We start from the raw sequence: 12,781 nt of genomic DNA on the forward strand, positions 1-12,781 counted from the left end.
GTTCCGATGGCGCTGAAGCAGTGCCAAGCTAGAGTGAACGCCAGCTGTAAACAGCTCGCAAAGAATTTTTAAAATACGCCGCAGGAGAGATTCGCAATGGCTCAGCAGGGCAGTGGTTATCAGGCTCGCTATAAACGCATTCTACTCAAGCTTAGCGGCGAGGCCCTGATGGGCTCGGAAGAGTTCGGGATCGACCCCAAAGTTCTGGATCGCATGGCGCTGGAAGTTGGCCAACTGGTCGGCATCGGTGTTCAGGTCGGTCTGGTGATCGGTGGTGGCAACCTGTTCCGCGGCGCGGCGCTCAGCGCTGCGGGCATGGATCGGGTGACTGGCGACCACATGGGCATGCTGGCCACTGTGATGAACGCCTTGGCGATGCGCGATGCGCTGGAACGTGCCAATATCTCGGCCATCGTGATGTCGGCCATTTCCATGGTTGGTGTGACCGATCACTACGATCGCCGCAAAGCCATGCGCCATCTGAACGCCAAGGAAGTCGTGATTTTTGCGGCCGGTACCGGTAATCCGTTCTTCACCACGGATTCGGCAGCCTGCTTGCGTGCAATCGAAATCGACGCTGACGTGGTGCTCAAGGCAACCAAGGTCGATGGCGTTTACACGGCTGATCCATTCAAAGACCCGCATGCCGAGAAGTTCGATCATCTGACTTATGATGAAGTACTGGATCGCAAGCTGGGTGTAATGGATTTGACGGCTATTTGCCTGTGCCGCGACCACAAGATGCCGCTGCGCGTATTTAACATGAACAAGCCCGGCGCCCTGCTGAATATCGTACATGGCGGCGCTGAAGGGACCCTGATCGAGGAAGGCCAACAATGATCAACGAAATCAAGAAAGACGCTCAAGAGCGCATGAAAAAATCCGTGGAATCGCTGGCGCATAACTTCGGTCGTATTCGTACGGGCCAGGCGCACCCAAGCATTCTGGAAGGTGTGATGGTTCCGTACTACGGCTCCGACACTCCGATCAAGCAAGTGGCGAACATCACCGTTAAAGACGCCCGTACCCTGCAAGTGGTTGCCTTTGAGCGCAACATGCTGGGTGCCGTCGACAAAGCCATCGGTAGCGCGGGTCTGAACCTCAACCCGACCAACCTCGGTGAGTTGCTGCTGATCTCCATGCCGGCCCTGACCGAAGAAACCCGCAAGGGCTTCACCAAGCAGGCGCGTGATGTCGCTGAAGATGCACGTGTTGCAGTGCGCAACATCCGTCGTGATGCGAACAGCCAGCTCAAGGATCTGGTCAAGGAAAAGGAAATCAGCGAAGACGAAGAGCGTCGCGCCACTGGCGAAATTGATGATCTGACCAAAAAATACGTGGCTGAAATCGACGCGAATTTGGCGCAGAAAGAAAAAGACCTGATGGCCGTATAAGGGTCACGTTTTAATGGATAAGACAAAGCAGACTGCACCGCCCGCGGTGCCGCGCCATGTCGCGATCATCATGGATGGTAATAATCGCTGGGCGAAAAAACGCTTTATGCCGGGTGTCGCCGGGCATAAAGCGGGGGTGGATGCGGTTCGTGCGGTAATCGAGGTGTGTGCCGAGGCCAAGGTCGAAGTACTGACCTTGTTCGCCTTCTCCAGCGAGAACTGGCAGCGTCCGGCCGATGAGGTCAGTGCCTTGATGGATTTGTTTTTCAGGGCGTTGCGTCGCGAGGCCAAGCGCCTCAACGACAACAACATCAGTTTGCGCATCATTGGCGATCGTTCGCGTTTTCACCCGGAGCTTCAGGCCGCCATGCGCGAAGCCGAGGCGATGACTGTCGGTGCCAACCGCTTTGTCCTGCAGATTGCTGCCAATTACGGCGGTCAGTGGGACATTGCGCAAGCAGCGCAGCGTCTGGCACGGGAAGTTCAGGCCGGGCACCTGCGTCCGGAGGACATTACCCCTGAGCTGTTGCAAACGTGTCTGGCAACCGGTGACCTGCCGTTGCCGGACTTGTGCATCCGTACCGGTGGCGAGCATCGCATCAGCAACTTCCTGCTGTGGCAGCTGGCTTACGCCGAGTTGTACTTCTCCGACCTGTTCTGGCCGGACTTCAAACACGACGCCATGCGCAATGCGCTGGCCGATTTCGCTTCTCGCCAGCGTCGCTTCGGTAAAACGAGCGAGCAGGTCGAGGCTGGAGCCCGGGTTTAATGCTTAAACAACGAATCATCACGGCGCTGATTCTGCTGCCGATTGCCCTGTGCGGGTTTTTCCTGCTCGAAGGGTCCGGTTTTGCGCTGTTCATCGGGCTGGTGGTGACGCTCGGAGCGTGGGAGTGGGCGCGTTTGGCAGGTTTCGCGGCTCAGTCGATTCGCGTTGCCTATGCGGCTGTGGTCGCGTTGGCGCTGTTTGTCATGCATATCGTGCCGGGGCTCGCGCCTTGGGTGTTGGGCGCCTCAGTGCTCTGGTGGGGCGTGGCCACCTATCTGGTATTGACCTATCCACAGTCCAGTGAACACTGGGCCAGCGCAGCCTGCAAACTGGTAATCGGTTTGTTGATTCTGTTACCGGCCTGGCAAGGCCTGGTGTTGATCAAGCAAGAGCCCTTGGGCAATTGGCTGATCATGGCGGTGATGGTGCTGGTCTGGGGGGCCGATATCGGTGCGTACTTTTCCGGTCGGGCCTTCGGCAAACGCAAGCTGGCGCCACAGGTCAGCCCTGGCAAGAGCTGGGAAGGGGTGTACGGCGGCTTGCTGCTGAGTCTGGTAATTACAGCATTCGTCGGTTTTGTGCGGGACTGGAGTTTCGCTCAGATGCTGATGGGGCTGTTCGGTGCCGCAATTATCGTCTTCATTTCAGTCGTGGGCGATCTCACCGAAAGCATGTTCAAGCGCCAGTCGGGGATCAAGGACAGCAGTAATCTGCTGCCCGGCCACGGCGGTGTGCTGGACCGCATCGATAGTCTGACGGCGGCGATTCCGGTATTCGCTGTGCTGCTGTGGATGGCCGCATGAGCCGCCCACAACAGATTACCGTGCTGGGAGCGACCGGTTCGATTGGTCTGAGTACCCTCGACGTCATTGCTCGTCATCCCGAGCGTTATCAGGTTTTCGCCTTGAGCGGCTTCACTCGTTTGAGTGAGTTGCTGGCGCTGTGTGTGCGTCACTCGCCGCGCTTCGCCGTCGTGCCGGAATCTGGCGCTGCCCGGGGCTTGCAGGACGATTTGCGCGCGGCCGGTCTGTCGACCCGCGTTCTGGTGGGAGAGGAGGGCTTGTGTCAGGTCGCCTCCGATCCGGAAGTCGATGCCGTGATGGCGGCCATTGTCGGTGCGGCGGGCTTGCGTCCGACCCTGGCGGCGGTCGAGGCCGGCAAGAAAATTCTTCTGGCCAATAAAGAAGCACTGGTGATGTCCGGTGCGCTGTTCATGCAGGCCGTGCGCAAAAGCGGTTCAGTGCTGCTGCCGATCGACAGCGAGCACAACGCGATTTTCCAGTGCATGCCACAGGATTTCGCTCGTGGGCTTGGCGCGGTCGGTGTGCGTCGGATTTTACTGACAGCCTCTGGCGGCCCGTTCCGGCAGACGCCAATGGCCGAACTGGCGCATGTTTCCCCCGAGCAAGCGTGTGCGCATCCGAATTGGTCCATGGGGCGCAAGATTTCGGTGGATTCGGCCAGCATGATGAACAAAGGGCTCGAGCTGATCGAGGCCTGCTGGCTGTTCGATGCCACGCCGTCCCAGGTCGAAGTGGTGATTCACCCGCAGAGCGTGATTCATTCGCTGGTCGACTACATCGATGGTTCGGTACTGGCGCAGTTAGGCAATCCGGACATGCGCACGCCGATTGCCAATGCCTTGGCATGGCCAGAGCGAATCGACTCGGGTGTTGCGCCGCTGGACCTGTTTGCCATCGCTCGCCTGGATTTCCAGGCGCCCGATGAAGAGCGTTTCCCTTGCCTGCGACTTGCACGACAAGCCGCCGAGGCTGGCAACAGCGCGCCGGCCATGCTCAATGCCGCGAATGAAGTGGCTGTGGCGGCCTTTCTCGACGGACGGGTTCGCTACCTGGAAATCGCGAGTATTATCGAGGAAGTGTTGAGCCTCGAGCCTGTGGTTGTGGTGGATGATCTCGAGGCAGTGTTTACGGCTGATGCGAAAGCACGGGTACTGGCCGGGCAATGGTTGAGCCGTCACGGGCGATAAGTGCTGCAGTACGTTGCCCCATGCAGCACTGATAGTTGCGGAGAAAATACATGAGCGCGCTCTATATGATTGTCGGCACCCTGGTAGCGCTGGGCGTGCTGGTCACCTTCCACGAATTCGGCCATTTCTGGGTCGCGCGTCGCTGTGGGGTCAAAGTGCTGCGTTTCTCCGTAGGCTTCGGCATGCCGCTGCTGCGCTGGCACGACAGCAAAGGCACTGAGTTTGTGATCGCCGCCATCCCGTTGGGTGGCTACGTGAAGATGCTCGACGAGCGCGAAGGTGAGGTCCCGGCCGATCAGGTCGATCAATCCTTCAATCGCAAATCTGTCCGTCAGCGCATCGCCATCGTCGCGGCCGGCCCGATCGCCAACTTTCTATTGGCAATGGTGTTTTTCTGGGCACTGGCAATGCTGGGCAGCGAGCAGGTGCGGCCGGTTATCGGTGCGGTCGAGTCCGGCAGTATTGCCTCCAAGGCAGGTTTGAGCCCGGGTCAGGAAATCATGGCCATCGATGGTGAGCCAACCTCCGGCTGGGCCGCGGTGAACCTGCAGCTGATCCGTCGTCTGGGTGAGAGCGGTTCCCTTCAATTGCTGGTCCGCGAACAGGGCACCACGGTGGACTCCCCTCGTGAGCTGGTGCTGGACAAGTGGCTCAAGGGTGCCGAGGAGCCAGATCCGATTCGCTCGCTGGGTATTCGTCCTTGGCGTCCGGCGTTGCCACCAGTCCTGGCCGAATTTGATCCGAAAGGGCCGGCGAAGGCTGCGGGCCTGAAGCCGGGTGACCGCTTGTTGGCCCTTGATGGCAAGGCGCTGGACGACTGGCAGCAGGTAGTCGACATCGTCCGTATGCATCCGGATACCAAAATCATGCTGCGCGTCGAGCGCGATGGTGCTCAAATCGACCTCCCTGTGACGTTGGCCGCTCGCGGCGAGAGCAAGTCACCCAGTGGTTATCTGGGCGCCGGGGTGAAAGCGGTCGATTGGCCACCAGAGATGATTCGCGAAGTTAGTTACGGTCCGGTGGCTGCGATTGGCGAGGGTGCCCGACGCACTTGGACCATGAGCGTACTGACCCTCGATTCGCTCAAGAAAATGTTGTTCGGTGAGCTCTCGGTAAAAAACTTGAGTGGACCGATAACCATTGCTAAAGTGGCGGGCGCTTCTGCCCAGTCGGGCGTCGCTGATTTCCTGAATTTCCTTGCTTATCTGAGTATTAGCCTGGGGGTTCTGAATTTGTTGCCCATTCCTGTACTGGATGGGGGGCATTTGTTGTTTTATCTGATCGAGTGGGCGCGTGGTCGTCCCTTGTCGGATCGGGTGCAAGGTTGGGGGATACAGATCGGTATCAGTTTGGTGGTCGGGGTGATGTTACTTGCTCTGGTCAATGATCTGGGTCGACTGTAACGCTTCGCTGAATTGCGAATCTGCCGCATTTTGCGGCAGTTTTTATTGCCAGTTGGAATAAGAAAGGACTTCATGAAACGTCTGCTGCTAACTGCGGTTCTCACCGTATTGATGATCGCCGAAGTTCACGCCGAGTCCTTCACTATCTCTGATATTCGCGTCAATGGCCTCCAGCGGGTCTCCGCGGGTAGCGTCTTTGGTGCCTTGCCGTTGAACGTCGGCGAACAGGCGGATGATCGTCGCCTGGTGGAATCCACTCGTGCGCTGTTCAAAACCGGGTTCTTTCAAGATATCCAACTGGGTCGCGATGGCAATGTACTCGTCATCACTGTAGTCGAGCGTCCGTCGGTCGCCAGTATCGAGATCGAAGGCAACAAGGCGATCTCCACTGAAGACCTGATGAAGGGCCTCAAACAATCCGGTCTGGCCGAAGGCGAGATCTTCCAGCGCGCCACCCTTGAAGGTGTGCGTAACGAGCTGCAGCGTCAATACGTCGCTCAGGGCCGTTACTCGGCCACCGTCGATACCGAAGTGGTGCCACAGCCGCGTAACCGCGTGGGCCTGAAGGTCAACATCAACGAAGGCACCGTTGCAGCTATCCAGCACATCAACGTGGTGGGTAACACGGTTTTTCCTGATGAAGACCTGATCGATCTGTTCGAACTCAAGACCAGCAACTGGCTGTCGTTCTTCAAGAACGATGACAAGTACGCCCGTGAAAAGCTCTCCGGTGACCTGGAGCGTCTGCGTTCCTACTATCTGGATCGCGGCTATATCAACATGGATATCGCTTCGACCCAGGTGTCCATCACCCCGGACAAGAAACACGTCTACATCACCGTCAACGTCAACGAAGGCGAGAAGTACACCGTTCGTGACGTCAAGCTCAGTGGCGACCTGAAAGTGCCTGAAGACCAGGTCAAGTCGCTGCTGCTGGTCCAGAAGGGCCAGGTGTTCTCACGCAAGCTGATGACCACCACGTCCGAACTGATCACCCGTCGCCTGGGTAACGAGGGTTACACCTTCGCCAACGTCAACGGCGTGCCTCAGCCTCACGATGACGATCACACGGTCGATATCACCTTCGCTGTCGATCCGGGCAAGCGTGCTTACGTGAACCGCATCAACTTCCGTGGCAATACCAAGTCCGAAGACGAAGTGCTGCGCCGTGAAATGCGTCAGATGGAAGGCGGTTGGGCTTCGACTTACCTGATCGACCAGTCCAAGACGCGTCTGGAACGTCTGGGCTTCTTCAAGGAAGTCAACGTCGAAACGCCGGCCGTGCCCGGTGTCGATGACCAGGTTGACGTGAACTACAGCGTTGAAGAGCAGGCGTCCGGTTCGATTACCGCCAGCGTCGGTTTCGCCCAGAGCGCCGGCCTGATCCTCGGTGGTTCGATCACCCAGAACAACTTCCTGGGTACCGGTAACAAGGTCAGCATCGGTTTGACCCGCAGTGAATACCAGAGCCGCTATAACTTCGGTTATGTCGACCCCTACTGGACTGCTGACGGTGTGAGCCTGGGTTACAACGCGTTCTACCGCACCACCGACTACGACGAGCTTGATGCCGACCTCACCAGCTATGCGGTAGATAGCCTGGGTGCAGGCGTGAATGTGGGCTACCCGATCAGCGAGACTTCGCGTCTGACCTTCGGTCTGTCGGCACAGCAGGACGACATCAAGACCGGCCAGTACACCGTTGACGAGATTTTCGACTTCGTTAACCGTGAAGGCGATAGCTACCTGAACTTCAAGGCTTCGGCCGGTTGGTCCGAGTCCACCCTGAACAAGGGCGTACTGGCGACCCGTGGTCATTCCCAGAGCCTGACTCTTGAAGCGACGACGCCTGGCAGTGACCTGTCGTTCTTCAAGCTCGATTATCGTGGCCAGCTGTTCCAGCCATTGACCGAAAACTACACCATGCGCCTGCACACCGAGCTGGGCTATGGCGATGGTTACGGTTCGACCGACGGCTTGCCGTTCTATGAAAACTACTATGCTGGTGGTTTCAACTCGGTTCGTGGCTTCAAGGACAGTACCCTTGGTCCTCGCAGTACCCCTAGCCGCGGCGCAGCTGTGACGGGGAACGCCGGTACGACCCGCGACCCGGACCAGGATCCGCTGCCATTCGGTGGTAACGTGCTGATCCAGGGTGGTGTCGAAGTGCTGTTCCCGCTGCCATTCGTCAAGGATCAGCGTTCCCTGCGTACTTCGGTATTCTGGGATGTGGGTAACGTATTCGACTCCAAGTGCGAAAAAACGACAAATGCGAATGTCGGTTCAACGTCTCAAACAGCGTGCAACGACATCAGCCTGAGCAACATGGCCAGTTCTGTCGGTGTCGGCGTGACCTGGGTCACCGCACTGGGTCCTTTGAGCTTCGCACTGGCAATGCCGGTCAAGAAACCGGATGACGCTGAGACTCAAGTGTTCCAATTCTCCCTCGGCCAGACGTTCTAAGCGTCTGACCCAAGATAACGACAATGGATTTTGTAGGAGTGCATCGTGCGTAAGTTGACTCAATTGGTTCTCCTGGCAACCGTCCTGGTAGCAGGTCCGGCTTTTGCCGACATGAAAATCGCTGTTCTGAACTATCAGATGGCACTGCTGGAATCCGACGCGGCGAAAAAATACGCCGTGGATGCCGAGAAGAAGTTCGGCCCGCAACTGACCAAGCTCAAGAGCCTGGAAAGCAGCGCCAAGGGTATCCAGGACCGTCTGATGGCCGGTGGCGATAAAATGCAGCAAGGCGAGCGTGAGCGTCTGGAGCTTGAGTTCAAGCAAAAGGCCCGTGATTTCCAGTTCCAGTCCAAGGAGCTGAACGAAGCCAAAGCCGTTGCCGACCGTGAAATGCTGAAACAGCTCAAGCCGAAACTGGACAGCGCTGTGGAAGAAGTCATCAAGAAAGGTGCTTTTGACCTGGTCTTCGAGCGTGGCGCAGTGATTGATGTCAAGCCTCAGTACGACATCACTCGCCAGGTTATCGAGCGCATGAATCAGCTGAAGTAACCCATGACAGCGACTATAAAGCTCGGCCAGTTGGCCGAGTTCCTCGGCGCCACCTTACGTGGCGACCCGAAGAAAGAAATTACTGGGCTAGCCACTTTGCAAGAGGCTGGCCCAGCTCAGTTGAGCTTTCTGGCAAATCCTCAATACCGTAAGTACCTGGCTGAGAGTCGGGCCGCAGCCGTGTTGCTGAAGGCCGCTGACGCTGAAGGTTTTGCCGGTGATGCATTGGTGGTGCCAGATCCGTATCTGGCCTACGCGCGCGTTTCCCACCTGTTCGATCCCAAGCCCAAGGCGCCTGCCGGTATTCATCCGACAGCGGTGGTGGCAGCGGACGCAGTGGTCGACCCGGCAGCAAGCATCGGTGCTTTTGCGGTGATCGAAAGTGCAGCGCGTATTGGCGCAGGTGTAACCGTTGGGGCTCATTGCTTCATCGGTGCGCGCTGCGAAATCGGCGAGGGCGGCTGGTTGGCCCCGCGGGTCACGCTGTATCACGATGTGCGCGTCGGCAAACGGGTGGTGATTCAATCCGGTGCCGTGCTCGGCGGTGAAGGCTTCGGTTTTGCCAACGAGAAAGGTGTCTGGCAGAAAATCGCCCAGATCGGCGGTGTTTCGATCGGCGATGACGTGGAAATCGGCGTAAATACTGCTATCGATCGCGGCGCACTGGCCGATACCGTCATTGGTAATGGTGTGAAGCTCGATAACCAGATTCAGATTGCCCACAACGTCCAGGTCGGTGACCACACCGCTATGGCCGCGTGTGTGGGGATCTCCGGCAGCACCAAAATCGGCAAGCATTGCATGCTCGCCGGTGGCGTAGGGCTGGTGGGGCATATCGAAATTTGCGACAACGTTTTCCTGACCGGGATGACCATGGTGACCCACTCGATTACCGAGCCAGGTTCCTATTCTTCCGGTACGGCGATGCAACCGGCAGCCGAATGGCGCAAAAGCGCGGCACGTATCCGTCAGCTCGATGACATCGCGCGACGTCTGCGACAGCTGGAAAAGCGTGTAGGGGACGTGACCCCTGACGGTAATGCTTCATCAGATGGCTGATACCATTTCCATATCAAGTGTGCACAGCCGCTAGACTGCCTCCCTTGATTTGCTAGAGGAGTGCGCGTCAGTCGCGCGCTCCCAATCTTTACATAGGCTTCCCCCCGAAATGATGGACATCAACGAGATTCGCGAATACCTGCCTCACCGTTACCCGTTCCTGCTGGTGGACCGGGTCGTGGATCTGGATGTGGAAGGCAAGCGCATTCGCGCCTACAAGAATGTCAGCATCAACGAACCGTTCTTCAATGGTCACTTCCCTGCGCATCCAATCATGCCGGGCGTATTGATCATCGAAGCGATGGCTCAGGCTGCCGGGATCCTTGGTTTCAAAATGCTCGACGTGAAACCTGCCGACGGCACGCTTTATTACTTCGTCGGCTCCGATAAGCTGCGCTTCCGCCAGCCCGTGCTGCCAGGCGATCAGCTGATCCTTGAAGCCAAGTTTCTGAGCTGCAAGCGTCAGATCTGGAAGTTCGAGTGCCAGGCTTCGGTCGACGGCAAGCCAGTCTGCTCCGCTGAAATCATCTGCGCGGAACGCAAACTATGAGTTTGATTGACCCTCGCGCAATCATCGATCCGACGGCCATTCTGGCCGACGACGTCGAAGTCGGCCCTTGGTCGATCATCGGCGCAGGTGTGGAAATCGGCGAGGGGACAGTGATCGGGCCGCATGTGATTCTCAAGGGCCCGACCCGAATCGGTAAGCACAACCGCATCTACCAGTTTTCTTCGGTAGGCGAGGACACGCCCGATTTGAAATACAAGGGCGAAGAAACCCGTCTGGTCATCGGTGACCACAACGTCATCCGTGAAGGCGTGACGATTCACCGTGGGACCATTCAGGACCGTTCTGAAACGACCCTGGGCGATCACAACCTGATCATGGCCTATGCCCACATCGGTCACGACAGCGTTATCGGCAATCACTGCATTCTGGTCAACAACACCGCGTTGGCGGGCCATGTGCACGTTGAAGACTGGGCGATCCTGTCCGGTTTTACCCTGGTTCACCAGTATTGCCACATTGGCGCCCACAGCTTTTCCGGCATGGGCACTGCCATTGGCAAGGACGTTCCCGCCTACGTCACGGTATTCGGCAACCCCGCCGAAGCCCGCAGCATGAACTTCGAAGGCCTGCGCCGTCGCGGTTTCAGCGAAGATGCGATCCACGCCCTGCGTCGTGCCTATAAGGTGGTTTACCGCCAGGGCCTGACAGTCGAACAGGCGCTCGCCGAGCTGGCCGAACCTTCGCTTCAGTTCCCGGAAGTCGCGGTGTTCCGTGATTCCATCCAGTCTTCGACCCGCGGCATCACCCGTTAACCATGGCCAATCTGCGTATTGCGCTGGTGGCGGGAGAGGCTTCCGGTGACATTCTGGGTGCGGGCCTCATGCGCGCGCTCAAAGCTCAGCACCCGGCGGTCGAGTTCATCGGTGTCGGCGGTCCGCTGATGCAGGCCGAAGGCCTGACGTCGTATTTCCCGATGGAACGCCTTTCTGTCATGGGCCTGGTGGAAGTGCTGGGTCGTTTGCGCGAGCTGTTGGCACGTCGCAAGAAACTGGTCGCGGACCTGATCGCCGAGAAGCCGGACGTGTTCATCGGTATCGATGCCCCGGACTTCAACCTCAATATCGAACTCAAGCTGCGTCAGGCCGGGATCAAGACCGTGCATTACGTCAGCCCGTCGGTCTGGGCCTGGCGGCAGAAGCGGGTGCTGAAGATTCGCGAAGGTTGCGACCTGATGCTGACGCTGTTCCCGTTCGAAGCCAAGTTTTATGAAGAGAAGGGTGTGCCGGTGCGGTTTGTCGGCCATTCCCTGGCCGATGCGATTCCGCTTGAGGCTGATCGCGCCGCAGCGCGGGCCGAACTTGGCTTGCCGGACGGGCCGCTGGTCGCCCTGATGCCGGGTAGCCGGGGTGGTGAGGTTGGGCGCCTTGGTGCGTTATTCCTCGACACCGCCCAGCGGCTGCGGGCTATGCGTCCTGGCGTACGGTTCGTTATGCCATGCGCGAGCCCGCAGCGCCGGGCCCAGCTTGAAGAGCTGCTGGCCGGTCGCGATTTGCCGCTGACCTTGCTCGACGGCAAATCCCATCTGGCCCTGGCTGCTTGCGACGCCGTGTTGATCGCTTCGGGCACGGCTACGCTGGAAGCATTGTTGTACAAGCGGCCGATGGTGGTCGCTTATCGCTTGGCACCGCTGACGTTCTGGATTCTCAAACGGATGGTGAAAAGTCCTTACGTCTCCTTGCCAAATCTGCTGGCCCAGCGCCTGCTGGTGCCGGAGTTGTTGCAGGACGATGCGACGGTTGAGGCCTTGGCCCAGACCCTGTCGCCACTGATCGAAGGTGGCCAGGAGCAGACCCGAGGCTTTGACGAAATCCACCGAACCCTGCGCTTGGACGCCTCCAATCAGGCAGCGGATGCGGTACTGAACCTGATTGGCAGAGCATAATGAGCAAAGCAAGCAAGCAGCTGGGCCTGGATTTTATGCTAGTCGATGAACTTGAAGATCTGGTGGCGGGTGTCGATGAAGTCGGTCGCGGCCCGCTGTGTGGTGCAGTGGTGACGGCGGCAGTGATCCTCGATCCGAGCCGCCCCATCCTGGGCCTCAACGATTCGAAAAAGCTCACCGAAGCTCGCCGTGATGCGCTTTACGACGAAATCTGCGAAAAGGCCCTGAGCTGGTATGTCGCTCGCGCTGAAGTAGAAGAAATCGACGAACTGAACATTCTTCACGCCACCATGCTGGCCATGCAGCGTGCCGTCGAGGGGCTGCACATTCAGCCGAAACTGGCGATGATCGACGGCAACCGCTGCCCTAAACTCTCGATGCGTGCGGAAGCGGTGATCCAGGGCGATGGCAAGGTGCCGGCCATTGCCGCGGCATCGATTTTGGCCAAGGTCAGCCGTGATCGAGAAATGGCGGCATTCGAACTGATTTATCCGGGTTACGGGATCGGAGGCCATAAAGGCTACCCGACACCCGTTCATCTGGAAGCGCTGGCCCGCTTGGGGCCGACCCCAATTCATCGCCGCTCGTTCGCCCCGGTACGCTTGGCGTATGAAGCGCGGGAAAACCTGATCGGTAGTTAGTCGCAAGGCTGATGTTTTACTCAAGGCCCGGTACAATCCGGGCCTTGTCGTCTTTACGTT

13 protein-coding genes are annotated in these 12,781 nt (G+C 58.3%); all 13 read left to right on the top strand.

The window, feature by feature from the left end:
- Positions 1-96: 96 nt before the first annotated feature.
- Positions 97-840: a UMP kinase gene (gene pyrH / locus AB3226_RS20195; RefSeq protein ID WP_003172271.1), complete on the top strand. Its 744-nt coding sequence runs from the start codon at positions 97-99 to the stop codon at positions 838-840.
- Complete coding sequence (gene frr, locus AB3226_RS20200) at positions 837-1,394, top strand: ribosome recycling factor (protein ID WP_007907979.1); 558 nt, start codon at positions 837-839, stop codon at positions 1,392-1,394. Before pyrH ends, frr begins: the two co-directional genes overlap by 4 nt.
- Positions 1,395-1,407: 13 nt before the next feature.
- Positions 1,408-2,163 (top strand): polyprenyl diphosphate synthase, encoded by a 756-nt coding sequence (gene uppS, locus AB3226_RS20205; protein WP_367374342.1) that lies wholly within the window; start codon positions 1,408-1,410, stop codon positions 2,161-2,163.
- Entirely contained in the window at positions 2,163-2,966 is an 804-nt protein-coding gene (locus tag AB3226_RS20210; RefSeq protein ID WP_367374343.1) for a phosphatidate cytidylyltransferase, read from the top strand. Before uppS ends, AB3226_RS20210 begins: the two co-directional genes overlap by 1 nt.
- On the top strand, positions 2,963-4,153 hold the full coding sequence (gene ispC / locus AB3226_RS20215; RefSeq protein WP_367374344.1) for a 1-deoxy-D-xylulose-5-phosphate reductoisomerase: 1,191 nt from the start codon (positions 2,963-2,965) through the stop codon (positions 4,151-4,153). Before AB3226_RS20210 ends, ispC begins: the two co-directional genes overlap by 4 nt.
- Positions 4,154-4,203: 50 nt before the next feature.
- Positions 4,204-5,556, top strand: a complete 1,353-nt coding sequence (gene rseP / locus AB3226_RS20220; RefSeq protein WP_367374345.1) for an RIP metalloprotease RseP — start codon at positions 4,204-4,206, stop codon at positions 5,554-5,556.
- A 72-nt stretch (positions 5,557-5,628) separates the two neighbouring features.
- Positions 5,629-8,019, top strand: a complete 2,391-nt coding sequence (bamA, locus tag AB3226_RS20225; RefSeq protein WP_030127987.1) for an outer membrane protein assembly factor BamA — start codon at positions 5,629-5,631, stop codon at positions 8,017-8,019.
- 45 nt (positions 8,020-8,064) lie between these two features.
- Positions 8,065-8,568 carry an OmpH family outer membrane protein gene (locus AB3226_RS20230; RefSeq protein WP_007907155.1) on the top strand — a complete coding sequence of 168 codons (504 nt, stop codon included), beginning with the start codon at positions 8,065-8,067 and terminating at the stop codon, positions 8,566-8,568.
- Between the two features lie 3 nt (positions 8,569-8,571).
- Positions 8,572-9,627 (top strand): UDP-3-O-(3-hydroxymyristoyl)glucosamine N-acyltransferase, encoded by a 1,056-nt coding sequence (gene lpxD, locus AB3226_RS20235; RefSeq protein WP_367374346.1) that lies wholly within the window; start codon positions 8,572-8,574, stop codon positions 9,625-9,627.
- A 109-nt stretch (positions 9,628-9,736) separates the two neighbouring features.
- Positions 9,737-10,177 carry a 3-hydroxyacyl-ACP dehydratase FabZ gene (fabZ, locus tag AB3226_RS20240; protein WP_007907157.1) on the top strand — a complete coding sequence of 147 codons (441 nt, stop codon included), beginning with the start codon at positions 9,737-9,739 and terminating at the stop codon, positions 10,175-10,177.
- Positions 10,174-10,950, top strand: a complete 777-nt coding sequence (gene lpxA / locus AB3226_RS20245; protein ID WP_008010226.1) for an acyl-ACP--UDP-N-acetylglucosamine O-acyltransferase — start codon at positions 10,174-10,176, stop codon at positions 10,948-10,950. Before fabZ ends, lpxA begins: the two co-directional genes overlap by 4 nt.
- A 2-nt stretch (positions 10,951-10,952) precedes the next feature.
- Positions 10,953-12,080: a lipid-A-disaccharide synthase gene (lpxB, locus tag AB3226_RS20250; RefSeq protein WP_367374347.1), complete on the top strand. Its 1,128-nt coding sequence runs from the start codon at positions 10,953-10,955 to the stop codon at positions 12,078-12,080.
- A complete protein-coding gene (gene rnhB, locus AB3226_RS20255; protein ID WP_008072671.1) occupies positions 12,080-12,721 on the top strand; it encodes a ribonuclease HII in 642 nt (213 codons plus the stop codon). Before lpxB ends, rnhB begins: the two co-directional genes overlap by 1 nt.
- The last annotated feature ends 60 nt before the right edge of the window (positions 12,722-12,781 follow it).

It is taken from the genome of Pseudomonas lini, assembly GCF_964063345.1.
Taxonomy (GTDB): Bacteria; Pseudomonadota; Gammaproteobacteria; order Pseudomonadales; family Pseudomonadaceae; genus Aquipseudomonas; species Aquipseudomonas lini_B.